The sequence below is a fragment of the Mucilaginibacter sp. JRF genome, from assembly GCF_015223065.1.
GTDB lineage: Bacteria > Bacteroidota > Bacteroidia > Sphingobacteriales > Sphingobacteriaceae > Mucilaginibacter.
The window spans coordinates 475,106-501,399 of record NZ_JADFBY010000001.1; the positions used below are offsets into that span (position 1 = coordinate 475,106).

The 26,294-nt window shown below is 44.5% G+C and carries 20 protein-coding genes; 15 read left to right on the forward strand and 5 right to left on the reverse strand.

Annotated elements, in window-relative coordinates:
- Positions 1–47: 47 nt before the first annotated feature.
- Entirely contained in the window at positions 48–1,133 is a 1,086-nt protein-coding gene (locus tag IM792_RS01915; RefSeq protein WP_194099986.1) for a mannose-1-phosphate guanylyltransferase, read from the reverse strand.
- 229 nt (positions 1,134–1,362) lie between these two features.
- On the opposite strand from IM792_RS01915, the gene recQ reads away from it, so the two are divergent.
- Positions 1,363–3,555, forward strand: a complete 2,193-nt coding sequence (gene recQ, locus IM792_RS01920; protein WP_194100774.1) for a DNA helicase RecQ — start codon at positions 1,363–1,365, stop codon at positions 3,553–3,555.
- Between the two features lie 162 nt (positions 3,556–3,717).
- The gene (gene tatA, locus IM792_RS01925; protein ID WP_194099987.1) at positions 3,718–3,876 is read left to right on the forward strand and encodes a twin-arginine translocase TatA/TatE family subunit; all 159 of its coding nucleotides are present in this window, start codon (positions 3,718–3,720) and stop codon (positions 3,874–3,876) included.
- Between the two features lie 35 nt (positions 3,877–3,911).
- Here the strand turns inward: tatA and IM792_RS01930 are convergent, their stop codons facing one another.
- Positions 3,912–4,328 carry an acyl-CoA thioesterase gene (locus tag IM792_RS01930; protein ID WP_194099988.1) on the reverse strand — a complete coding sequence of 139 codons (417 nt, stop codon included), beginning with the start codon at positions 4,326–4,328 and terminating at the stop codon, positions 3,912–3,914.
- A 136-nt stretch (positions 4,329–4,464) separates the two neighbouring features.
- Here IM792_RS01930 and IM792_RS01935 point away from each other — a divergent pair, with 136 nt between their 5' ends.
- From IM792_RS01935 to IM792_RS01945, 3 genes are all read left to right on the forward strand, one after another.
- A complete protein-coding gene (locus IM792_RS01935) occupies positions 4,465–5,136 on the forward strand; it encodes a basic secretory protein-like protein (protein WP_194099989.1) in 672 nt (223 codons plus the stop codon).
- A gap of 234 nt (positions 5,137–5,370) precedes the next feature.
- On the forward strand, positions 5,371–6,291 hold the full coding sequence (locus IM792_RS01940) for a hypothetical protein (RefSeq protein ID WP_194099990.1): 921 nt from the start codon (positions 5,371–5,373) through the stop codon (positions 6,289–6,291).
- 54 nt (positions 6,292–6,345) lie between these two features.
- Positions 6,346–6,897, forward strand: coding sequence for a GNAT family N-acetyltransferase (locus tag IM792_RS01945; RefSeq protein WP_194099991.1), 552 nt, complete (start codon positions 6,346–6,348; stop codon positions 6,895–6,897).
- Positions 6,898–6,955: 58 nt separating this feature from the next.
- Here IM792_RS01945 and IM792_RS01950 read toward each other — a convergent pair whose 3' ends face one another.
- Both IM792_RS01950 and IM792_RS01955 read right to left on the reverse strand, forming a co-directional pair.
- On the reverse strand, positions 6,956–7,744 hold the full coding sequence (locus tag IM792_RS01950; RefSeq protein WP_194099992.1) for an SDR family oxidoreductase: 789 nt from the start codon (positions 7,742–7,744) through the stop codon (positions 6,956–6,958).
- 97 nt (positions 7,745–7,841) lie between these two features.
- Positions 7,842–8,420 (reverse strand): TetR/AcrR family transcriptional regulator, encoded by a 579-nt coding sequence (locus IM792_RS01955; protein ID WP_194099993.1) that lies wholly within the window; start codon positions 8,418–8,420, stop codon positions 7,842–7,844.
- Positions 8,421–8,594: 174 nt separating this feature from the next.
- Between IM792_RS01955 and IM792_RS01960 the strand changes: the two genes are divergently transcribed.
- From IM792_RS01960 to IM792_RS01995, 8 genes are all read left to right on the forward strand, one after another.
- Positions 8,595–9,566 carry an aldo/keto reductase gene (locus IM792_RS01960; RefSeq protein ID WP_194099994.1) on the forward strand — a complete coding sequence of 324 codons (972 nt, stop codon included), beginning with the start codon at positions 8,595–8,597 and terminating at the stop codon, positions 9,564–9,566.
- A 51-nt stretch (positions 9,567–9,617) separates the two neighbouring features.
- Positions 9,618–10,427 (forward strand): AraC family transcriptional regulator, encoded by an 810-nt coding sequence (locus IM792_RS01965; protein WP_194099995.1) that lies wholly within the window; start codon positions 9,618–9,620, stop codon positions 10,425–10,427.
- A gap of 129 nt (positions 10,428–10,556) precedes the next feature.
- Entirely contained in the window at positions 10,557–11,570 is a 1,014-nt protein-coding gene (locus tag IM792_RS01970) for a LacI family DNA-binding transcriptional regulator (RefSeq protein ID WP_194099996.1), read from the forward strand.
- 165 nt (positions 11,571–11,735) lie between these two features.
- Positions 11,736–14,810 carry a TonB-dependent receptor gene (locus IM792_RS01975; RefSeq protein WP_194099997.1) on the forward strand — a complete coding sequence of 1,025 codons (3,075 nt, stop codon included), beginning with the start codon at positions 11,736–11,738 and terminating at the stop codon, positions 14,808–14,810.
- Between the two features lie 19 nt (positions 14,811–14,829).
- Positions 14,830–16,545 carry a RagB/SusD family nutrient uptake outer membrane protein gene (locus tag IM792_RS01980; RefSeq protein ID WP_194099998.1) on the forward strand — a complete coding sequence of 572 codons (1,716 nt, stop codon included), beginning with the start codon at positions 14,830–14,832 and terminating at the stop codon, positions 16,543–16,545.
- Positions 16,546–16,557: 12 nt separating this feature from the next.
- Positions 16,558–17,931 (forward strand): sugar porter family MFS transporter, encoded by a 1,374-nt coding sequence (locus tag IM792_RS01985; protein WP_194099999.1) that lies wholly within the window; start codon positions 16,558–16,560, stop codon positions 17,929–17,931.
- A gap of 10 nt (positions 17,932–17,941) precedes the next feature.
- Positions 17,942–19,417: a hypothetical protein gene (locus tag IM792_RS01990; protein ID WP_228084887.1), complete on the forward strand. Its 1,476-nt coding sequence runs from the start codon at positions 17,942–17,944 to the stop codon at positions 19,415–19,417.
- 27 nt (positions 19,418–19,444) lie between these two features.
- On the forward strand, positions 19,445–20,413 hold the full coding sequence (locus tag IM792_RS01995) for an ROK family protein (protein ID WP_194100000.1): 969 nt from the start codon (positions 19,445–19,447) through the stop codon (positions 20,411–20,413).
- A 13-nt stretch (positions 20,414–20,426) separates the two neighbouring features.
- Here IM792_RS01995 and IM792_RS02000 read toward each other — a convergent pair whose 3' ends face one another.
- On the reverse strand, positions 20,427–21,332 hold the full coding sequence (locus IM792_RS02000; RefSeq protein ID WP_194100001.1) for an AraC family transcriptional regulator: 906 nt from the start codon (positions 21,330–21,332) through the stop codon (positions 20,427–20,429).
- 346 nt (positions 21,333–21,678) lie between these two features.
- On the opposite strand from IM792_RS02000, the gene IM792_RS02005 reads away from it, so the two are divergent.
- Both IM792_RS02005 and IM792_RS02010 read left to right on the forward strand, forming a co-directional pair.
- Positions 21,679–24,732 (forward strand): TonB-dependent receptor, encoded by a 3,054-nt coding sequence (locus IM792_RS02005; protein WP_194100002.1) that lies wholly within the window; start codon positions 21,679–21,681, stop codon positions 24,730–24,732.
- A 13-nt stretch (positions 24,733–24,745) separates the two neighbouring features.
- Positions 24,746–26,293: a RagB/SusD family nutrient uptake outer membrane protein gene (locus IM792_RS02010; RefSeq protein WP_194100003.1), complete on the forward strand. Its 1,548-nt coding sequence runs from the start codon at positions 24,746–24,748 to the stop codon at positions 26,291–26,293.
- Position 26,294 lies beyond the last annotated feature (1 nt).

Sequence of the window (26,294 nt, forward strand, 5' to 3'; positions counted from 1 at the left end):
ATATTTATCGCGGGCCTTTCTTGGTTTATAGTATTTAGCTGTGATGCTTAAATGTATTTTGTACCGAATTTTTGTTTAACATCGGCAACTACCTGCTTAACATTTTGCTCCTGATCGCGCGGGCAGATCAGCAGGGTGTTGTTTGATTCAACTACAATGTAATCGTGCAGGCCTTGCAATATCACCAGCTTTTCATCAGGTACGTTAACCATACAGTTTGATGAATCGTACATAATCACCTTCTCTGCCGGTATAACGGCGTTGCCTACATAATCCTTATCAGCCAACTCGTATATAGAGGCCCAGGTACCCAGGTCAGACCACCCGAACTCCGAAGGCAATACGTATACATTATCAGCCTTCTCCATAATACCATAGTCGATAGATATATTGGTACAACGCTGATAAGCAGTGCCTACATAACGGCGTTCATCATCTGTATTATAAACCGAACGGGCGTCTGCGAAAATATCATACATATCAGGCAGGTAGCTGCCGAATGCCTTTACAATTGCTTTTGCCGACCAAATGAAAATACCGGCATTCCATAAAAACTCGCCGCTTTGCATAAAGGTACGGGCAAGCTCAATATTAGGTTTCTCGGTAAAGGTTTTAACCTTATGGAAGTCGGTATCTATAACGTTATCGGTAAACTGTATGTACCCGTAACCGGTATCAGGTCTTGATGGCTTAATACCTAAAGTAACCAGGCATTGATGCTGTGTGGCTGTTTGCAGCGATTTTTCGATAGAGTTGATAAATGCGGCCTCGTCCAATATCAAGTGATCTGAAGGGGCTACAACAATCGCGGCATCAGGATTGATTCTTTCTATTTTAAAACAACCGTAGGCCACGCAAGGAGCGGTATTACGCATTACCGGCTCGGTAAGTATCTGGTTGTCGCCCATGTCGGGCAATTGTTCTTTTACAATGTCGGCGTAGTTCTCGTTGGTAACAACGTAAATATTTTCTTTAGGGCAAACTTTTAAAAAACGATCGTATGTGTTTTGTATAAGAGTTTTGCCGGTGCCTAATATGTCAATAAATTGTTTAGGGTATGAAGTTCTGCTTATGGGCCAAAAACGGCTTCCGATGCCGCCGGCCATTATAATGGCATAGTAGTTACTGTTCATTGAAAAGGTTGATATAGTTAAATGTGACGTGCTGCGTAAAAGTGAACAATTATTTGCAAAATCTGCGTTAATTATTCAAAAAACAACACCGGTTTTAATAAACCGTAAGTAAACAAATTGTTTTTAATAAATTAATCATAATTGTATAAAATTTTGGTTTTCAGCTAATCTATTTATAAAATAATTTGTTATTTTGAACTTTTATTTTTCAAGCACTCAACAAATAATGATAGAGACTAAGAAGTCGCTTTTTGATAATCTTCAAAATTTCTTTGGATTCGATAATTTTAAGGGCGACCAGGAGGCAATTATTACCAATATATTAGCCGGGAGGGATACGTTTGTTATTATGCCAACAGGTGGCGGTAAATCAATGTGTTACCAGTTGCCTGCACTCATGAGCGATGGCACCGCCATTGTAATTTCACCACTAATCGCGTTAATGAAAAATCAGGTCGATCAGCTTCGTGCTTTCGGCGGATCAGACAGCATTGCGCACTTTTTAAATTCATCACTTACCAAGGCTGATATAGCCCGTGTAAAAGAGGATGTTTTGGGCGGCAAAACCAAGCTTTTGTACGTTGCGCCCGAATCATTGACCAAACAAGAGAATATCGATTTTTTGCGCCTCAACCATGTATCATTCGTAGCGGTTGACGAAGCACACTGTATATCAGAGTGGGGCCATGATTTTCGCCCCGAGTACCGCAAGATCAGGCAGGTGATCAGCAATATCGGTGAGAACATCCCGATCATCGCACTTACCGCCACGGCTACGCCAAAGGTACAGCACGATATTCAGAAAAACCTGCAAATGAATAATGCTACGGTTTATAAATCATCATTTAACCGTACCAACCTTTTTTACGAAGTACGCGCCAAGCGCAATGTAATTAAGGAGATAGTAAAATTTGTTAAGCAAAATACCGGTAAATCGGGTATTATATATTGCCTTAGCCGTAAAAAGGTGGAGGAAGTTGCTGAAGTATTAAACCTTAACGGCATACGTGCCCTGCCTTACCACGCGGGCCTTGATGCCAAGGTACGTGCCGATACGCAGGATAAATTCCTGATGGAAGATGTTGACGTTATTGTAGCTACCATAGCCTTCGGTATGGGTATTGATAAACCCGATGTTAGATACGTAATACACCACGATGTGCCAAAGAGCATGGAAGGCTACTACCAGGAAACCGGTAGAGCCGGGCGTGATGGTGGCGAGGGGGTGTGCGTATCGTTCTACTCGCAAAAGGATATCGATAAGCTTCAGAAATTTATGAAGGATAAGCCGGTATCTGAACGTGAGATAGGCACGCAGATACTGAAAGAGGTGATAGATTATGCCGAATCATCAGTTTGCCGCCGTAAACAGATACTGCATTACTTTGGCGAGAGCTTTGACGAAAGCAATTGCAGCAGCATGTGCGATAATTGCTGCGCGCCAAAAACCTTTTTTGATGCCGAGGCTCATCTGCATAAAGCACTCAGCCTGATCAAGCACCTGGGTGAGAAGTTTGACGACCGTTACATTATCGATATACTGATAGGTGCCGATAATCCGCAGGTACGCAACTACGGGCACGATAACCTGTCGTACTTTAATTCAGGTAAAGAGGATGGTGAAAACCTTTGGAACTCGGTATTAAGGCAGGCTTTGCTGGATGATTTTCTGTCAAAGGATATTGATCAGTATGGTTTGTTGCGCATTACCGAAAAGGGGGCCAATTTTATTGATAATCCTTACAGTATCAGGTTCCTGATAAACAGGGTTATTGAGGCTGCTGATGATGACGATAACGAGGACGGACCAAAGCAGGGTGGAGGCGCGTTAGATACGCAATTGCTGCAAATGTTGAAGGATCTGCGTAAAAAGATAGCCAAGCAAAAAAGCCTGCCGCCGTTTGTTGTATTCCAGGACCCATCGCTGGAGGAAATGTGTACGCATTACCCGGTATCGATAGATGAGCTGAAACAAATATCGGGCGTTGGTGCAGGTAAGGCCATGAAGTTTGGTGCGCCTGTTATTGAGCTGATCAAAAAATATGTAGAGGATAACGATATTGACCGCCCGGTTGATATGGTGATCAAAAGCGCGGCCAATAAATCAGCGCTTAAGGTTTACATCATCCAGAATATTGACAGGCACCTTAACCTTGAGGATATAGCCGCATCAAAAGGCTTAACCTACGAGGAGATACTTCGCGAGGTAGAATCAATTGTTAACTCGGGTACCAAACTTAACCTTGATTATTACATTGATGAGGTAATGGACGAGGATAAGCAGGACGAGGTGTTCGACTACTTTAAAACAGCCGAGGTTGACTCGATAGACAATGCCCTGGTTGAATTAGGTGCCGATGATTATACTTACGAAGAAGTACAATTGATGCGTATCAAGTTCATGTCCGAACTGGGTAACTAATCAGATAATTTTTATACGATATAGCAAAGGCGGTAGTTTAACTACCGCCTTTTTTGTTGATGTCTATTTGTATGGGTTATTCGTCGGTACATTCGGCCTGTTCATCTATACTCGCTTTAAGGGGCAATAAATGTGTATTACATTTGATCAAACAAAGAACATATGAGCGGTTTGGGAACGCCTGAATTAATAGTAATAGTTGTGGTAATAATGCTGCTGTTCGGCGGCAAAAAATTACCGGAACTAATGAAGGGGCTGGGACGAGGATTAAAAGAGTTTAACGACGCCAAAAATAGTGCAAGTGGCTCGTTAAAAGAGTGATGGTAGCGCATGGCCCCAAAAGGCCATGCGTTTTTTTATGCCGTAAAGCGGGTGTAGTGCTCAATTACATCAGCCGGTATTTGCACGCCGCGGTTGGTGTTGATATCTATCAGTACAAAATCAAACCAGCCATCGCAGCTTTCCTTGCCGGTAGACTTGTTAAGAATGCTGAATTTTACCCGGCAATTCCGGTTATTAATATCCTCAATACCGGTACGTACAATAAATATATCGCCCATTTTTAAGGCTCGTTTATAGTTGATGTATACGGTTTGCACCAGCCAGCCAAAGCCGCGTTGCATAAAGGTTTCCATGCTCATGCCGTAGTTTACGTCCATTTGCTCATAACGGGCGGCAAGCACATAGTCAAAATACTTGCTGTTGTGTACATGCTGGTACATGTCAATATCATCGGGCCTTACCTTGAGTTCGGTTTCAAAAATTTTGTACATCCTGTTATTTATAAATTATTTATGATATTGCAGCCACTCAATTATCAGCCAATGTAATATTCTGTTGATAATTGATAAAACGTTTTATGTTTATTTATATTAGCCATTATTTAACGATCACAATCACCAAACAAACATGAAAAAAATAATATTACTTGCATTATCAGTCATGATCTTTGCATCTGCAAATAGTTTTGCAGGCGGCATTGATACGCTAAAGAAAAACGGTTACACGCTAATTGTTTCGGGTAACGACGAAAATTTTGATAAGGAGCTTACCCAAAAGCTGATCAACACATTTTTTATTGTTTACCCTAAACTATCTAAAGAGTATAACAAGAATACCGATAAGGTGGTAACCTTTTTTATTGATACCGCTTACCACGGTGTTGCCGCTACAGGCGATGGCAAGGTGGTCTTCAGCGCCGAGTACATGACCAAGCACAAGACCGATATTGATGTAGTAACCCACGAGGTGATGCATATTGTACAAGGCTATGGCGAAACCAATGGCCCTTGGTGGGTAACCGAAGGTATTGCTGATTATGCACGCTACAAATTCGGTATAGCCAATGCCGCCGGTAATTGGACATTGCCCGAATACAAAGCCACCCAAAAATACGATAACAGCTACCGCATAACCGCCCGCTTTTTAGCCTGGATAGAAGCCAAGGTTAAAAAAGGCACCGTAAAAAAACTTGACGATGTAATGCGCAGACATGCTTATAACGATAATACCTGGAAAGATATAACAGGTTATTCGGTAGAAGATCTGTGGAAAAAATATTCAGAGAACCCGGCTATATAAACCGGTTAAATGATCAGCAAAAGCCGCCTCGTAATTGATTTTACGAGGCGGCTTTTTTATGGGCTTTAATACGGTTTTAATGATATGCCCCAAAGTTGTATAGGTTGATGGTTAGCAGGCCAAATATTGAGCATTTATTTGTAACTATTTAATAATCAGCATTAAATAAATAAAATGTAGTATTGGTTAAAAAATAACTAATAAATAATTTAAAACCTTTAATCACAATCAATCATGAAAACAAAAGCACAATTTGTAATTGTTTTACTATGCTTTATGCTGGTGAATTGCCGTAAAAGCAACAATCAGGATAATCCCTCGCCGGCCGCAAAAACTCACACTGTCACATTCAATGTAAATAGTCTGCTCCTCAGTTCGGGAGAGATGTCATTATCTAACGGCAAAAAATTAGCTGAATTGAGTGGCGCCGAATTAACTAAACACATATCGCATTTATATGTGTATGTAAACGATAGATATACCGATGAGCATCTTCCGGGTGTACATCAAACTGCCGATGATCCTAATTTTGGAACCATAAAGATAGATATACCGGATGGCGAGTACACAGTAGGCATTGTTGGTTCCCGAAATCCCTCGTCAATAGATTCAAGGCGTTTCAATATCTTTTTTAGGGCACCGGCGAGTGATACCTTTGTTCAAGGGCTTGATATTGCTGTTAACGGTGCCCCGTTGAATGAGAATATTTCACTTGAAAGGGTTGTTGGTAAAATAAAGTTGAAGTTCCCGAAGCTTCCTGCAAATGTAAGCAGGGTAAAACTTTATCCCCGCGGCATGAATAATGGTGACATATGGCCTGATCTGGTATTTTTTGGTTGGAGCCCATACACGCTGACCAGCATGGGCGAAGAAGGTTATAATCTGGACTATGCCTTTACTGCTGCTGATAGGGCCAAAGCCGAATTTACAATGAATTTGTATGTGCCTACCAATAATGAGGTATTTTATAAAGATCTGGTATTGGAAATATGGGGGGAAACTGAAACGCCAATGTTTTCACACACTTTTTATGATTTTGCGATAGAAAGAAACAGGATCACAACCATAAGCGGAAATCCATTTAACAAAACATCGAGCTTCTCGGTAAAGCTGGATGGCAGCTGGTTACCGGATACAACCGATATTGAGTTTTAAAATCTAAATGGGAGTGTAGTGATTATATTAGTGGCTTACTGAAACGCCATTTATATGATACGACAAGCCACACCCGCCGATGCGCCACCAATAGCCCGACTTATTATTTTAGCTATGGGTAGCCTGGCCGAAAGGTTTGCAAACAGTACCGATCCGCAGGTTGTGATTGATCTGTTTGAACTTTTTGCAGGGCAAACGGACAATCAGTATAGCTACCAAAATGCTTTGGTTTGGGAGGATGAAACCGGTATATGCGGTATGATACTGGCTTATGATGGCGCTATGTTGGATGAATTGCGTAATCCGTTTTTAAGCTACATCCGCAATAAACTCGGCTTTAAAGGTGTGCCCGAAGATGAAACCCAAAGCGGCGAATATTATATTGACTGTTTAGCCGTACGGCCTGATAAACAAGGCAAGGGTATAGCCAAACAATTAATAAACGCGTTGATAGCTAAAGCTGATGAGCTTGGCCACAAAACAGTAGGGCTGCTGGTAAGCAATCCATTAGCGAAAAAGCTTTATCTGTCAATAGGTTTTGAGGAGAAGAACCGGGTAACTTTATTGGGAGGGCAACATGATCATCTGCAAAAAAAATTGCATTAGTTATTAATACCCATATAGTAAATCGGGCATGCCATTAAAAGCATGCCCGTTTTTTGTTTTATGCGACTACCGGTAGCGAACCACCATCAATAGCGTAGTTGGTACCGGTAAGGTATGCAGCGGCAGGCGATACCAGGAAGTGTACCAGCGAGGCCACCTCTTGCGGTTCGGCCATGCGGCCCATAGGTATGCCACCTACCTGGCCCATCAATTGGCCAAAGGCTTCCTCAACGGTAATGCCTGTTGAAGCGGCATAATCCTCAATAAATTTTTCCATCGGTGGTGTTTTAGTAGCGCCCGGCGATACGGTTAGCACACGCACACCCTTGGTTGCCAGTTCGGTTGCTAAGGATTTGCTGTAGCTGTTAAGCGCTGCTTTTGATACCGCATAGGCCATATTAAGGTTCCACAAAGGTTGTTTACCTGCAACGGATGATATGTGGATGATCACACCAGTTTTTTGTTCTATCATTTTAGGCAGCAAGGTTCTGTCGAGCCTGATACCTGAAATTAGATTGAGTTGCAATTCTTGCTCCCAATGTTCATCAGTTAATGTACTGAAACCGCCCGGAGGAGTAGTTAGGCCGCCAACATTATTGATCAGGATATCAATGCCTCCGAATTTGTTATTGATCTCGTCAGTTAGTTTAAATAGCTGCTCAGCATTTGTAAGGTCAGCCGCTATAAAGTGGTGAGCTGTAGCGTCATCAGGTTGGTTACGGGCGGTTACGATAACCGTTGCACCGGCTTGCGCCAGCTCGTCGGCTATGGCTTTGCCTATACCTTTGGTGCCACCTGTTACTAATGCTCTTTTTCCTTGCAGGTCTGCTTTAATTTGTTGTTCCATTTTGTTTATATATTGTAATTCTGAATTGTTTGTTTCAAAATAGTTTGTGACTTTAGATGAATTTTGAATTGAATGTTTCAAAAAGACTTAAATTTTTTTACTTAGATATTTGCTTAATAAAAAACTGGGCCATCTTTTTGATCTTATTCCCATCCTTATGCAGTATGTACGATTCATACCACCCCGTCCAGGTGCTGATAAAGTAGTCGGCCAGTAGTTCAGGGTCTTCGTCGGTCGATATTTCACCCTGATCCATAGCATCCTTAATAAGGGAATATAAAAATTGATAAGCGTAATCGCTATCGGCTTTCAGGATATCCTTAACCCGCTGATCATTAGTAGCAACCTCGAAAGCGCTTTTAACCGCCATACAGCTGTTATCGCCATTAATAATTACCGATACGGCATCGTTTATATAATTCACCAATATGCTGAATGGCGATCTATCGCTATCCAGTCGGTTTTGAAGGTCTTTCTTCCTGATGTTAGTATAATGCTTAACACAGCGAACAAATAGCTCCTGCTTATCGCCAATGGTATTATAAAGGCTGCTGCTGTTTATCTTCATGGCATCCGTTAAGTCGCGAAGCGAAGCGCCATTATAGCCCTTCTCCCAAAAAACTTCCATCGCTTTTTGGATTGCTTGCTCCTCGTTAAATTCTACGCTACGTGCCATGTTGTGTTGTACAATGCAAACATAAATATAATTCTAAAACGTGTGTTTCAAATTAAAGTCATCTTTATTGTTATTTTAGATATGAGCCATACAGGCAAGTAATTTGAGCCATGCACGAAATACCAGGCGAACAAAACCACCCATATTTGTTTGATCAATAGATATAATAGAACTATGGAAAACGTAACAAAAATAAATTTGGGTAACAATGGTCCGCTGGTATCAAAACTGGGTTTGGGCTGTATGCGCATGTCATCTGTATGGGGAGGCACAACTAATGATGAGACCGAAAGCATTGCCACCATTCAGGCCGCGCTTGATAGTGGTATCAACTTTTTAAACACCGGCGATTTTTATGGTGCAGGTCATAACGAATTACTGGTAGGCAAGGCCATTAAAGGCCGCAGAGATGATGCTTTTATCAGCGTTAAATTCGGTGCTATATTTTACAATGGTCAGTGGCTGGGTTTGGATCTTCGCCCTATCGCTATAAAAAACTTCATCAACTACTCGCTGGTGCGTTTGGGTATTGATACTATCGACCTTTACCAGCCATGCCGTTTAGATAACAGCGTACCGGTTGAAGATGTGATAGGTACCGTTGCCGACCTGATAAAAGAAGGTAAGGTACGCCACCTCGGTGTATCTGAAATTACTGCCGATCAGCTACGCAAGGCCAACAGCGTACATCCGGTAACGGCATTAGAGATCGGTTATTCATTAGCCGACCGCCAGATTGAAAGCGACCTTTTACCTACCGCTAAAGAGTTGGGTATTGGCGTAGTAGCCTTTGCCAATACAGCCGAAGGTTTATTAACCGGCGATATGAAGGCACCGTTAGCTGCTGACGACTATCATAACCATTTCTCGCGCTTTCAGGGGGATAACCTGGTTAAGAATCTGGAAAAGGTAGAAGTATTAAAACAAATAGCGAAGGATAGGGGAGTAACCCCAACACAACTGGCCATAGCCTGGGTTAATGCGCAAGGCGAGCATATTATGCCGCTGGTGAGCATGAGTCGCAGATCGCGCCTGACCGAGAATATACAGGCCATGAATATAGAGCTAATAGCTGATGAATTGAATACCCTGAATACTGAATTCGCGCCGGGTGCCATACTTGGCGGCACCTATCTGCAACGATAGTTATTGGGCGGGGCTGCACACAAGCCCCGCCTATTTTATATCTTTACCCTGATGACCAATCCAGCCGAAATAATACCGGGCATTTTATTTTACTCCTACCTCGCCACCAGGCGTAAGGATAAGGTGGGGTTTATGTCAAACAATACCCTGGTAATGCAGGTGTCGGGTCTTTTTACGCTGGAAACATCAGAGCAAAAGATTTCCATGACGAGGGGGCAGATGCTGCTGATAGGCAAGAACCAATTGGGCCAGATCACCAAAACCCCATTGCCCGATGAGGATTACGAAACCATAGTTATCTCTCTGCAGGAAGATATGCTGCGCAAAATAGCGTTGGAAGAACATATCGAAGTACAGCAGAAATATTCAGGCCCATCCAACATCCTGATACCATCAAACGATTTTTTACAGGGATACTTTCAGTCCGTAATACCTTATGTGCGTAACCCCTCTGATAAGCTGGCTACAGAGATGGGCATCCTGAAAGTGAATGAAGGAGTTAAATTACTGCTTAGCGCCATGCCTGAATTGAAGGAGTTTTTGTTCGATTTTTCGGAACCGTATAAAATAGACCTGGAGAAATTCATGCTCAGCAACTTTCACTTTAATATCCCGGTCGAGAAGTTCGCGCAGCTTACGGGGCGTAGTTTGGCCGGTTTCAAGCGCGATTTTCAAAAGATATTCGGCATGGCTCCCCGCCATTGGCTGCAAGATAAACGACTTACCGAAGCCCGCCACCTGATAGAAAGCCGCCACAAAAAACCATCAGCCATATACCTCGATCTGGGGTTTGAGAGCCTGTCGCATTTTTCGCATTCATTTAAAAAGAAGTTTGGCAAAGCGCCTACCGAGTGGGTGTGAGGTATTGCCAGATTTTAATTGAACCCATATTAAGCTTGCTCATATAAAATTTTTCGATAAAAATAATTTGCTTTAATCGTTTAAAGTATATACCTTCATCATACCAATTAAAATCTTCGATACTCCAAAATGAAAAAAGTTCTGCTTAAGGATATAGCCCGGCATGTGGGTGTTTCTACCGCGTTGGTATCTTATGTACTTAACGGGCAGGCCGAAGAAAAGCAGGTAAGTAAAGAAAACGCGGCACGCATATTAGCCGCTGCCGAAGAATTAAATTATAGGCCCAATCAAATAGCCAAAAGCTTAAAAACCCAAAAAACCCATACTATAGGGCTTATTGTTGCCGATATTAACTACCGCTTCAGCTCGGGCATAACCAGCGCTATTGAGGCTGAGGCAAAGAAAAAGAACTTCACCGTTATTTTTGGTTGCTCAAACGAAAGTGCCGAAAAGTTTGATGAACTGGTTACCGTATTGGTTAACCGCCAGGTTGATGGACTGATTATGGTGCCAACCGAAAACTCAGAACCAGCCATACACAGGCTGCAACGATCAGAGATACCGTTTGTGCTGGTGGATAGAAATTTCCCGAATTTGCTGGCCAATAGCATATTGATAGATAACTACAAGGCGGCTTATGATTCTACAAGCTACCTGATAAAGCAAGGCCATACACGTATAGCCTTTATAAACTACCAGACCACTATGTTTCACCTCAATGAGCGTAAACGTGGTTATATTGATGCCTTGAGTGATAATGGAATTGAGCCTGTCGAACAGCTTATAAAACTGATAAAATCAACATCATTTAAACCTGATGTTGATAAGGCTATTAATTACCTGGTAGGGCACGAGCATAAATGCGATGCTATATTTTTTGCTACTGATCGCCTGGCTATTACCGGCTTGCAGGAGATAAACCGGCAAAAGGTAAAAGTGCCGGAGGATGTATCGGTATTCAGTTTTGACGAGGCGGAAGCGTTCGATCTGTTTTACTGCCCTATTAGCCATGCCCGCCAGCCGCTCGAAAAAATGGGCAAGCTGGCCGTGAATGCCTTGTTAGATCTGATCCATAAAAACAAAATTATAAACCAGATATACCTTGAATCCGACTTTGTTTACGGCAAGTCGTGCAGGGAGTGACCTTTTTTTTGACTAATTACTTTAAACGTTTAAAGTAATTCAGTATCTAATTTATTAACTAAGCATAACTATTATGAATCACTTTAAACGATTAAAGAGAAAGCCACCTTAACAGTCAGGCAAACTCTAAAAACCAATCCATAACCTCTAAATAATTCCTGAATCATGAAAAAGATTTTTCCCATCCTGATAACGTTGCTCTGGCTGGGTGCCAATGCCCAGCAGAAAAACATTACTGGTACAGTAACCAGTAAAGATCTCAACTCGGCTTTAAGCGGTGTTACCGTAAAGTCAGACAAGGCTACTACCACAACCGATGCTAAGGGTAGTTTTAGTATAGCCGCATCATTAAACTCAACTATATCATTCACCTATGTGGGTATGCAAACATTTGTATACACGGTAACCAACTCGTCGGGGCCGGTTAGCATAGCTATGGAGTACAATACCGGTAGCCTTGAAGAAGTAGTGGTAACCGGCTACCAAAGCCAAAAAAAGGCCGACCTTACGGGCGCCGTATCCGTAGTGAACATGACGGATATAAAGAATGTGCGTCAGGGTAACCCCATTAAATCATTACAAGGCCGTGTACCGGGCGTTAACATTACCACCAATGGCGATCCGGGTGGTGGTGCCACAGTACGTATTCGTGGTATCAACACGCTTGGCAATAACGATCCGCTGTATGTAATTGATGGTATACCCACCAAGCGGGGTTTGCAGGAGATAAACCAGGATGATGTTGAATCGATACAAGTACTAAAGGATGCATCATCTGCTACCATTTATGGTTCGCGGGCGGCCAATGGCGTAATTATCGTTACTACCAAGCGGGCAAAGAACGGTGTGCACCGTATTGATGTAAATGCTTCAAGTTCTATTGAGTATTACACCACCAAGCAAAAAATGCTTAACGCCAATCAGCGTGGCGAGGCATACTGGCGGGCATCGGTAAATGATGGTACTAACCCCAATAATAACCAGATATATAAGTTTGACTGGAATGGCGATTTTGATAACCCGTCACTAAACAGCGTAATCATTCCCGAATTTATTGATGCCGCCAAAACCATGCGATCAGCCAATACCAATTGGTATGATGAAATATCGCAAACATCATTGCTGCAAAACTATAATGTGGCCTTTACCAATGGCGGCGAAAAAGGCAATTCTTTCTTCTCTGTCGGGTATTATGATAATAAGGGCATAATAAAAGAGAGCCGCGCCAAAAAAATGAACATGCGCCTTAACACCGAGTATAGTTTTTTAAACGGGCGCTTAAAAATTGGCGAAAACCTAAACGGCACCTACGCTACCAATGTATTGATACCTAATGGCGATGTACTTTTTACCGCTTTGGTACAGCAACCCTTAGTTCCGGTACATACCATAAGCGGTGGCTGGGGTGGCCCCGCAACAGGCATGACAGACCGCCATAACCCTGCACGACTGATTGCTGATAACGCTCAGAATAAAAATTATTTTGGCCGTATCATCGGCAATGCCTATGCCGATCTGGCGATAATGCCGGGGTTGCACTTTAAATCAAGCTATGGTGTTGATTATGCGGGTACCTGGACACGTACCTTAAGAAAATCGTACATATCCGGTTTCCTTACCGATCCATCAAACCTGGTGCAAAACAGCCAGGCTTATGATGGTAACCTCATCTTTCAAAATACATTTAATTATACTACCGAGATAGGCAAACACCATTTGGATGCCGTATTGGGTCATGAGTCTATCAGGTTTATTAACCAAAACTTTTTGGCATCAAGGCAAGGCTATGCTGTTGAGAATATGGATTATGCCTACCTTGACCGTGGTACTACCAACATTAATAACGCGGGTAACGGCACGGCAAATTCCCTGCTATCCTTTTTCGGCAAGGTAAACTACGTTTATGCCAACAAGTACCTGGCATCGGCAACCCTGCGCAGGGATGGCTCATCGCGCTTTGGGGCCAACAATCGTTACGGGTATTTCCCCGCAGGCTCATTAGGATGGAGAATAAGCCAGGAATCATTCCTTAAGGATTCAAAATTAATATCAGACCTGAAAGTACGCTACAGTTATGGCGAAGCCGGTAACCAGGAAACAGGCAATTACGCTACTTACAGCCTGTACTCTGCCATTTACGGTTTAAACAATAACGATTTTATTGGCGGTACAGCTTATGATATTGGCGGGGCAGGCACGGGCACCTTACCATCAGGCTTTGTAAAGGTTCAGCAAACCAACCCCGATCTTAAATGGGAAACCACTAAGGAATCAAACTTTGGTGTCGACTTCGGATTATTGAACCAGCGCATTACCGGTAGTTTTGATTACTTTATCAAGAACACATCAGGCATACTGATCACCCCGGGCTATCTGGCCGCCATTGGCGAGGGCGGAACCAGAACCTTTAACGGTGCATCTATGCAAAACAAGGGTTTTGAGGCCATCCTGAATTATGATGGGCAAATAGGTGCGGATGTAAGCTTCGGCATCAGTGCCAACGTAAGCCGGTATCTGAATAAGGTTACCTACCTGCCATCCGAAATTTATACGGCCTATCCCGGCAACGGTACCGATCAAATTATTGTTGGTCAATCCATTAATTCTATTTTTGGCTACGTGGCCGATGGCTTGTTCACCAGTGCCGATCAGGTGCAGAACTCACCGGCTCAACCGGGTAAGGGTATAGGTCGTATTCGCTTTAAAGATCTTAATGGCGATAATGTTATCAACGACCGCGACAGAACCTACATTACCAATGGTAACCCCGATTTTTTATACGGCCTAAATTTAACCCTGCGTTGGAAAAATATTGATTTCGCTGCCTTTTTGCAGGGAGTGCAGGGTTTACAGGTGTATAACTCGTATAAAACCTATACCGATTTTGCCTCCATTTGGCCCGGCGGTAACTGGGGTGCCAGAACCCTTAATGCCTGGAGCCCGCAAAACTCAGGCTCAACCATACCTGCCTTAACGCTGGTAAATACTAACGACGAGAACCGCACCTCTACCTATTTCATCGAGAACGGCTCGTACCTAAAACTGCGCAACTTACAGATTGGGTATAACCTGAAGGATATTTTAAAGACCATTAAGGTTCAAAATGCGCGGGTGTTTTTCCAGGGCGCTAACCTGTTCACCATCAAAAGCAAGGGGTATACAGCCGCCGATCCTGAAAATCCGGGCAACGGGTATCCGGTACCGGCTATTGTAACACTGGGTTTAGATATGTCTTTCTGATCAATAAAAACGAGTAATTATGAAAACTAAGATATTATTAGGATTGGCCTTGCTTATGTTGAGCCTATCCTGCAAAAAAGCATTGGAGGAGAACCCGCAGGGATTTGTTTCGGGCGATGACCTGAACACGCCTGAAAATGTGGAGAAGATGGTAATTGCCGCCTATGCCACATTAGGTAACGAGAGTATACATACATCAAACAGCCTATGGCCTTGGGGTAGCCTACGCAGTGGCGATGCCTACAAAGGCGGCGATGGTACCGGCGATAATAACGACTGGAACGACTATGAAATATACGTAACCAACCGCCCAACCAATGGCATTACCGACCGTATGTGGGCGCAACTTTACAATGGCATAGGCCGGGTTAATGATGCTTTGGCACGTGTAAATAAATTAGATGCCGCCACATTCCCGCAAAAGGCATCCCGCCAGGGCGAAATGCGCTTTTTGCGTGGTTACTATTACTTTATGCTTAAAACGCTGTTTAACCGTGTGCCTTATTTTGATGAGAATTTGCCCAAGGAAGAATACATCACCGTATCAAACACAGCCATTACCAGCGATGAATTGTGGGAGAAGATAGCCGATGAGTTCAAATTCGCGATAGATAACCTGCCTGAAACACAGGTGCAGATAGGCAGGCCAAACAAGTTTACAGCCGATGCCATGCTGGCCAAGGTGCGCTTGTACCAGGCCTATAAGCAGGATGACAGCCATGCCGTTACAAGTATTGATGCCGCCAAACTGCAAGAGGTAATAACGCTATGCAATGCGGTAATAGCATCGGGCAAATATGACCTGGCACCCGATTTTGGGCAGAACTTTATGGCCGCGTTTGAGAACGGCCCCGAGTCGGTTTTTGCCATACAATACTCGCGTAATGATGGTACCACCTTTGGCCGTATTGATCTGGGGCATTCGCTGTCGTACCCCATGAACATTGAGTATGGTTGCTGCTGGCAGCATATTCCAAGTCAGGATCTGGTGAATAATTTTAAGACTTCGTTAAATGGTTTGCCTATGTTTGATGGCTATAACAACAGCGACGCGGTTACTGAGAATGATTTTTTGAATACCACCTTCGATCCACGGCTTGACCATACAGTAGGCATACCCGGCCACCCATTTAAATACGTGCCCGATTTTATCTACCAGCAATCGTGGGCACGTGCACCGGCCATTTACGGCTATTTTACCAGCATGAAAGATCTGGCGGCTTATAACGATGGCTCTTTCCAGCGCATCCCGCCCTTTATGTCGAGCTCAAAAAACTGGGAACTGATACGCTATGCCGATGTATTATTATGGAAAGCCGAAGCCCTGATTGAGCTTGGCCGCGAAACCGAAGCTTTGCCGATTATTAACCAGGTTAGGCAACGGGCAGCCAACAGCACAGCCATGCTTAAAAAAGCTAACGGCACTTTTGCAACCTACTACAATGTTGTTACTTACCAGCCCGGTGTAAACTGCACCTGGACACAGGCCTACGCCCGCCAGGCTTTACGCAAGGAGCGCAGGCTTGAGTTTGCCATGGAAGGTAACCGCCTGTTTGATTTGGTACGCTGGGGTATTGCCGATACCTATATGAATAGCTATTTTGCTTCAGAAAGTACAAAGCGTTCGCATTTACGAACAGCGCATTTTCAAAAAGGGCGAGATGAGTATATGCCCATCCCAACAAACCAAATAAACTTTAGTAAGGGGTTGTACCAGCAAAATCCCGGATATTAATAACTGTATATAATGAAGCTAAAACCAAAAGTATTGCTTATTGCCATCATTGCCGCAACAGGAGGCTTGTTGTTCGGGTTTGACACGGGAGTTATTTCGGGCGCTTTGCCATTTTTAAAACAATACTGGCATCTTAGCGATGCCAGTATTGAATGGCTTACCACCACAGTTTTGATCGGGGCGGTGCTTGGCGCGCTGGCCAGTGGCAAGCTGTCTGACAGGGTAGGCCGTAAAGGCATGATCATTATTAACGCGTTCATCTTTTTGATAGGCGCTATTGGTTGTGCCTTCGCGCCATCCATTAACTGGCTTATTATTATGCGCATAGTTATCGGCATCGCCATAGGTATAACCTCGTATGTGGTGCCCATGTACATTGCCGAAATATCGCCCGCCCGTGTGCGTGGGGCATTGGTTACACTCAATCAACTCATGATAACCATTGGCATCCTCCTATCATACATTACCGATTACTGGTTATCTGACGATGCCGACAATTCATCATGGCGATGGATGTTTCTGGTTGGATTTTTCCCGGCGCTTGTGCTGTTTATCGGGATGCTGTTTTTACCCGAAACACCCCGCTGGCTTATTAGCAAAGGGCGGCGCGAGCAGGGCCGCAAGATCATGATGGAAATTGAAGACCCCGAAATGGTTAACCAAACACTCGCCGGTTTAGATAACGACATCAGGCTCGAAGCACAACAATCAACCAGTTGGACAGAAGTTTTTAAACCCTGGTTACGGGTGCCATTGATCATCACCATAGGTATCTTCTTTTTCCAGCAGTTTTCGGGCGTAAACACCATTATTTATTACTCGCCCATAATTTTTAAGATGGCTGGTGTGGTAAGCAATTCAGGTTCAATAGTACCGGCTATCATTATAGGCGCGGTAAATGTGGCGGCTTGTTTTCTGTCGGTATTACTGCTTGATAAGGTAGGCCGCAGGCGGTTGTACATGATTGGCATAAGCGGCATGATACCCTCGTTGCTGTTGCTGGGTGCCTGCTTTTATTTTAAGGAGCAGCTTGGCGCAAGTCTGCCTTACTTTGCCGTTATCAGCATTGTATGCTTTATTATATTCATCGCTATCAGCCTGGCGCCGTTGGGGTGGTTGCTAATATCTGAGGTATTCCCCTTAAATGCTCGCGGTATAGGCATGAGTATTGGCTCGCTGGCACATTGGGGCTTTAACGCTGTTATAGCGTTTACCTTTTTAAAGCTGGTAAACTTACTGGGTGTTGATGTAACCTTTGCGCTTTATGCCCTTGTTTGCGTGGCCGGCCTGATATGGGGCTACTTCTACATCCCCGAAACAAAGAATAAATCGCTCGAAGAAATTGAACAGCACTGGCGCTCGGGCGGCAGCGCTAAAAACCTATAAACCAATTATTATGAAAAAGATACTTTTTGCAGCACTATCATTATTAACCTACACCGCCAGCGCGCAGCTTGGCGTTAAGTATGATCCTACGGTACAATCAACCGAATCCATGCAGTACTTTAAGCCCAAGGGAGATCTGTTTGTGGGCGATTGTATTCCGTTTGATCGTAATGGTACATATTACTATTACTGGTTGCTTGATTCGGCTCACCACAAAAGTCTTAACGGTTTGGGCGGCCACCAGTGGGCGCTAAGTACCTCTACCGATCTGAAAACCTGGAAGCATGAGCCCGTGGTTTTGGGTATTGATGAGGAATGGGAAAAATCCATCTGTACCGGTTCGGTAGTTTACCATAAGGGTAATTACTATGCCTTTTACGCTACCCGCCTTATCAACAAACAGGGCGAGGTTAACGAACAATTGAGCTATGCCATTAGTAAGGATGGCATCCATTTTAAAAAGCAAAAACCTAACCCGTTCTACACATCGGCACCGGGCTACAGCAAGCGTAACTTTCGCGACCCCAAGGTGTTTGTTGATGATAAGGGCGAGTTTCACTTATTTGTATCAAGCGATCAGGAAAACCCGGTATTGGCCATGATCAGTGGCTGTTTGGTACACCTGTCATCAAAAGATCTGAAGAATTGGACCGTGCACGAGCCGATAATAACAGGCCAGCCCTCAACTCCCGAATGCCCGGATTATTTCTTTTGGAAAGGCTGGTACTATTTGGTTTATAGTGATAACAGCAATACATACTACGTTAAATCCAGAAAGCCTTATGGTCCATGGGAGGAGCCTCGCTATCAGGCGTTGAATGAAGATTGGTCAAACGTGGTAAAAACCGCAGGCTTTAAAAACGACAGGCGTATAGCCGCTGCCTGGGTACCTAACCGTGCCGAAAATAAGGATTATCAGCATGAAATATTTGGCGGTAACTCGCTGTTTCGTGAAGTGATACAGGAGCTTGATGGTACGTTGAACACCCGTTTCCCTGCCGAAATGATACCGGCTACCGGCACAGCTATCGCCATAAAACCCGAAATGATGTACAAAGCCAAAGCCGAGGGCGGCAGCATTGTGTTGGCTGATGAAGGTGGTGTAGCCAGCGCGCGCATTGTTGATGTACCGCAAAACTGCCGCATTTCATTAGAGGTTGAACCGCTTGGCATGAACGAGGAATTCGGGCTTATCCTGAAATCGGACGAAAAGGGGCGTAACGGGTACAGGCTCAATGTATCAGCCAATAACAGTACGGTGAGCCTGGGCAATACTACTATACAAGGTGTAAGCGGCTTACAAAAGCCAATTACTATTGATGTGGTAATGAAGGATGGTATACTTGATGCCGATATTGACCACCGCCGTACCATAGTTAACCGCACTTACGAGCATAATGGCAGCGTGCTTTGGCTATATGCCAAACATGGCACGGTGCGCGTAAAAAACATTGTTATACAACCGCTTGCAACAAGCAACAACTAAACCATTCACCTTAACAGCTACTTATATATGTTATTAGGTTTTGATATAGGCGGAACTAAGTGTGCCGTATTGCTTGGCCGGCAAGCAAATGATACCATACAAATTGTGCATAAGGAAGCCATGCCTACCGACTTGCCTGTTTATGAAATGATAGAAAAGCTTTTTGCCGTGGCCGAAGATATACTTGGCAAACATGCTGTTTCAATAGATGAGGTAACCGGTATAGGCATCAGTTGCGGCGGGCCGTTAAGTAGTAAAAGGGGGCTGATACTATCGCCCCCTAACCTGATAGGCTGGGACAATGTGCCCATTGTAAAAATGGCTGCCGAGCGGTTCAACAAACCTGTATTGCTGCAAAACGATGCCAACGCCTGCGCCGTAGCCGAATGGAAGTACGGTGCGGGTAAGGGTTATGATAACCTGATATTCCTGACGTTTGGCACGGGTATGGGCGCCGGATTGATACTTAACGGGCAGCTATATTCGGGTATATCTGATCTGGCGGGGGAGGTTGGCCATATACGCCTGGCCGATAACGGGCCGGTAGGGTTCGGCAAAGCCGGATCATTTGAGGGATTTTGCAGCGGCGGCGGCATAGCGCAGATAGCCCAAACCGTTGCCCGCGAATATATACAGGTAGGCAAAAGTGTATCGTTTTGTAATTCGCTGGCTGACCTGTCATCGATCACCGCGAAAGCAGTAGCCGAAGCCGCTTACAATGGCGATGAGCCCGCAGTGCAGGTATATCAGATCACCGCCCGGCAGTTGGGCAAGGCATTAGCCATATTTATTGATATGCTGAACCCGGAAATGATCATATTGGGAAGCATTTATGGCCGTACCCGCGAATTGATAGAACCGCTGATGATGGAAGTAATTAAGCAGGAAGCCTACTTTGAATCGTGGCAGGCCTGCAAAATTGTACCGGCCGGTTTATCAGAGAACATTGGCGATATGGCCGCGCTATGCCTTGCGGTGATGAGTAATAAGGGGTGAAAATGACAGTAAACTATCCGGTATGGTTACGGTGCTTTCTACGATAATTCAAAGGCGACATGCCAATGAGTTTGGTGAACAGGCGCGAAAAGTAATATTGATCATCAAAGCCAAGGTCGACGGATATTTCTTTAATGCTTCGGTCGGTAAAGTATAGGTACTGGCAGGAGTCGTGTATCTTCAACAGGTTAAAATAGTTGATAGGGGATGAGCCTGTTTTATGCCTGAACACGCGTGAGTAGTGCGATACCGATAAACCAAGATGCGCGGCCAGATCTTCAATACGGAATTTCTGGCTCAGGTTTTTCTTCATAAAGGCGATGGATACACTTACCGAATCGTTATCATAAACCACCGGGTTTATCTGCTTGTAATAAACTAATGATGCGATGAATTGCATCAGGTTAATGTTCACTACTTCCAGTTCGGGCTCCAAAAAACTGTGCTCCAGTATCAGGCATAGTTGCTCAAATAGTTTAATGCGTTCCTGATCGTACGGTATGGCATGTACGCCTAATTGCCCGTTGATCAGCGAACGCTCAAACATAGCCTCGGCATTGCTGCCGCTAAAATGTACCCAATAAATACTCCATGGGTTGGTGTTCGAGCTTTTATAACGATGCCCCACATGTTTAGGGATGATGATGTAGGTATTAGGCTTTAGCGTGTAAGTTTCGTTGTTGATGTATACAAAACCCTCGCCATCGGTACAATATAATAGAATGTATTCGCCGCTGCCTGTTTTGCGTTCACGATCATGATAAATAGCACGCGGATAATAACCAATAGCCGTAAGATAAAACCCCTGTGTTAGCGTATTACCTACCACCAGTTTTTTAATGTTAGGCGGCAACACGATCATCTTTTGGCCTAAAAAGCCCTCTTTTACTTTCCTTGTCTGGTCGGCAGCGGTTGTCATTTAAATGGTGGTTTACAGCAATGGTTTATAACAGGGTTTACAAATATATAACTTGCTGTATTTTGAGTGTATTTTTATAAAATTTATTTCTTCCTATTTGGTTTTCAAACTTGCTTTCTTTTCAAAGTGCTGTATATCATTGTTGAATAGACGTTTTTCGGGTATTCATTTGCTAAAAGCATTTTTCTTGCCTTTTAAGTTCAAGGTAAGATAGTCCATCTATTTTAAAGTATCGTCCATTTTTTTAGCCTGCAATAGCCTGTACGTTTATTAACCCGTAATTAAGCGCTGACCACGCCCCTCGGGTTAACTAATTATAACAGATCTAACCAATCAAAAATCAATTATGCAAAAGTTTACTCAAAAAGCTATTAAGGCATTTTGTATGGCATTGCTGGCGATAATTTTTTCGTTTGACGTGCATGCGCAAAATTTGAATGCCACCGGGCAGGTAACCGGCAAGGATGACGGCCTGCCCGTGCCCGGAGTTTCGGTAACCATTAAAGGCACCACGCAAGGCGTAAGTACCGATGTTGATGGTAAGTTCACTATCAGCGCGCCATCAGGCTCAAAACTGGTATTTACGGCGGTAGGTTACCAAACCATTGAGGCCGATGCCGCTGGCGCCCCCATGAAAATAGTGTTGCCCACATCCAGTAATAACCTTACCGAGGTTACGGTGGTGGGCGTCACCATTAAAAAAGGCGACCTTACGGGATCTGTAGGTAGTGTTGACGAAAAGGTATTAAAGGAGCGACCGGTAACCAATGTAAATCAGGCTATCCAAGGCCGGGTATCGGGTGTGTTGATACAGAATAACGACCCACGGCCGGGTGGTGGCTCATCTATCAAGATACGTGGTAACAACTCCATACAATTTGGCTCGAACCCTATTTATGTGGTTGACGGCCAGGTTATAGAGGGTGGATTCAATACCATTAACCCCGATGATGTTGCCAGTGTGGACATATTGAAGGATGCATCGGCCACGGCGCTTTATGGTTCGCGCGGTGCTAATGGTGTGGTATTGATCACCACCAAAAGGGCTAAAAAAGGAGAGGGAAAGATAGATTATAATGCCTGGGCGGGTGTGCAATCGTTCACCAGGAATATACCTTACCTTAATGCGCAGCAAATAGTTGACCTACGTAGTGATGCTTATGCTAACCGGTATATTGATGAAAATCCTGGTGCCGATAGGAACGCTTACATACAATCATTATTAGCTCCGGGTGGTTCGGCGGCTTTTGGCGCGGGCGAGCTGGAAGTTTACCGTGCAGGCCAAAGCTACAACTGGCTCGATCAGATACGGCAGACAGGCATACAGCAAAACCATACCATGAGTTTCTCAAAAGGCTCCGAGGATGGTTCATCAGCTTATGTGAGCTTTAACTATACCGATCAAAAAGGCCTGCTGAAAACATCAAACTACAAAAGGTTCGGTGGCCAGGTAAATCTCGACCAAAAAATAAAACCCTGGTTGAAAATTGGTACCAACACCAACTTTACCCGTACCGAGGAGCGTTACATTGATGGTGGGGTGTTCAACATTGCGTCAAACGCTAACCCGCTATTACCTATCACTGATACCATCCCTTACCTAAGCTGGAAAGGCATCCAAAGTCAGGATCTTTACAACCCTATCCGCAGCCTTAATATTGACGGACGCGGAAACCAAAACCGTTTGCTTACCACTAATTATGTAGTAGCCACGCCTATGCCGGGCTTAAATATCCGTTCAGGGTTTTCGGTTGAGGCACGTAATCAAAACTATTTTAACTACGTTCCCCGCGATCTGGGGCAATCATTGCGTAATTCAACACAGGGCAGTGCCACGCATCGTAAAGAGAACTGGATGAACTGGCAATGGGACAACTCCGTATCATACGAAAAAGCCTACGGCAAACACAACATACAGGGAGCCCTAAGCTTTGGCCTCACCAAAAACGATTATGATTATAATCAGGTTGACGCATGGGGCTTCGCTACCGACGATTTTTCGTACAAATACCTGGGCGGCGCGTTCCTGAAAGATAGATTCGTGTTAGGGTCTGATTTTGTGACCAATTCGCTGGTTAGCTACGTAGCGCGCTTTAACTATAATTATGATAATAAGTACTTCGCCACGCTAACCGGTAGATACGATGGTTCGTCGCGCTTTGGTAATGGCAACAAATGGGGGCTGTTTCCATCATTAGCGCTGGCTTATAATATTGCCCGCGAGGAGTTTATGCAAGGCTCAAAACTGAGCACCCTTAAACTGCGTGCGGGTTACGGTATAGCGGGCAACCAAAACATACCAAACTTTGCATACCGCTCGCTTTACAGGCCAACGTTCACCAATGGCTCGGTAACCTACGTGTCCGATGGGCGTTTGGGTAACCCAAGCCTGCGTTGGGAGAAACAAAAGCAACTGAATGTGGGCGTTGATCTGGGTATATTGGATAACCGTATCACCCTGAATGCCGATTACTTTATCATCCATAATGATGACCTGCTGATGCAGCGCACGCTATCGGCCACTACAGGGTTCACTAATCGTATTGATAATGTGGGCTCGCTGCTTAACAAAGGGCTTGAGCTTAACCTGAACGCGCAGATCATCAATCAAAAAGATCTGCAATGGAGCTTTAGCGCCAATATATCATCATACCGTAACCGTATAACCAAGCTGTATGGTAATGTTGATGCTATTTATAACTACGGTGGTTTTACCGGTGTTGAGATACAGCGCGAAGGCAACCTGTTCCTTAATAAATCGCTCAACTCAATTTACACCTATAAGTTCGAGAAAATAGCCCAGGAGTCCGACATGGCGCGCACGGCGCAGATAGACTACGGCGGCCGTACTATTCGCCCCGGCGATATTATTCCGGTTGATGTGAATGGCGATAACAAGATAGATGATGCCGACCGTATTGTAGTAGGCAATACCGACCCTAAGTTTTACGGCGGTTTCGCTACCGATGTTAGCTACAAGGGCTTTGGGTTGAATGCTGTATTTAACTACAATGTTGGCGGCAAGCGCGTAAACTACCTGTACGAAAGTTTGCTTGGTGGTACCGGCGAATATGCCGCTCACGAGGATGAATTGAACCGTTGGACACCAACCAATACCAACACCAACATCCCGAGGGCATACCGTGGCTCAGGGCGCTATGGCGCGGGCGAAACAGATTATTCTGTACAAAGCGCGGCTTATTTGCGATTGTCGGCATTAACGGTGTCATACAACTTTAACGGAGCTTTTATGAAGAAGGCCAAGATGAGTAATCTGCGGTTGTATTTAACAGGCAGTAACCTGTTTACCGCTACCGGATATAAAGGTTATGACCCCGAAGGTGGCGATGGCTACCCTACAGCCAAAATGATTGTTGCAGGTGTAAATGTTGGATTTTAAGGAAATGTTGATCATGAAAAAAAGATACTTATTAATACCGATGGCATTGTTGATCGTGCTATCCGGATCATGTAAAAAGTTTATTGAGGAGGAGCCGCAAACCGCGCTTACCGAAGAACAGGTTTTTAGCAAGCTCGACAATATTGAGCCATTACTTTTGGGTTTGTACACCAGCTGGCGCAATACCAAAAAAGACCGGGGCGGCTTTATGTTCACCCTGGGCAGTGACGAAGCGCAGCAGGGCGCGTACCAGGTACAAACTGATGACAGGCAGGCGGGTCTTGACAGGTATAACGGTTTTTTAACCGCCAGCAATACCGCCCTTGCCCAGCAATGGGATAGCCGCTGGCCGGTAATAGCAGCCGCGGCCCGTATCATTTACTCGTTGAGTTTGAATACTGAGGAAGGTGCCCGCAAGAATACCATTTTAGGCGAGGCCAGCTTTATAAGGGCGGCATTGGATTTTGAGGTATCGCAATATTGGGGAGAGATACCGCTGATAGATCAGGCTAAGTTTGATGAGTACGGTACACGCCGCCAGCCGCTGCCGTTGGTTTATCAAACCATTATATCTGATCTGGAAACAGCCGTACAATACCTGCCCGAAACACAGAGCGATAAACGCCGGGCAACTAAGGGCGCGGCCATTGCCTTGTTGGGCAAAGTTTACCTGTATGCCCCCGAGGCATCGGGCGCGAGAGATTATGCCAAGGCACGCGATCAGTTCAAGTTATTGGTTGATGGGGGCCGTTACCAACTGGTAAGCAACTATGCCGACCTGTGGGACCCATCAAAACCTAACAGTACCGAATCTATATACGAGTTTCAGTTCAATAATACTTATCCTGATAATAACCAAACCCAATGGCAAATGGGCTCACGCTCACTGGCCGAGATAGATCAGTATTGCTACTTTGGCGGTTACGATTTGATGGTGCCTACGCAATACTGTTACTCAGACGCGGGCAATGGCGGTATATGGGAAAACGGCGATCTGCGGAAGAATGAAAGCATCCGTTATGATTTTACCTATAAAGGTCGCACACCAACCCTCAATCCCAGCTTTGGTGGCGATGAGCTTGACCCACATGTGAAGAAATATGAAGATCCGCGCACCGATGGTATGTTGAGCTTTTGGCTGTCAGGCAAAAATATATTTTACATGCGCTATGCTGATGTGTTGTTGTGTTATGCCGAAACGTTGAATGAAACCGGTTCTACCTCACAGGGTGTTGATCTGGTAAACAATACCATACGTAAGCGTGCCTGGGGTGGTACATTGCCTGCTGCCAATATGTGGAACGCGGGTATGTCTGCCGCGGAGTTCAGAACCAATATATTGGATGAACGCATGCGCGAACTTTGCTTTGAAGGCTGGCGCCGTATGGATCTGATACGTACCGGTAAACTGGTCGATCTGGTAAAACAACGCAATAAGTGGACAAAACAATCGGGCACCATACAGGCGTTCCATAACCGTTACCCTATACCATTGCAGGAAATTAAACAGAATGACGATATTGAGGAAAGCGACCAAAACCCTGGTTACCTAAATAATTAAG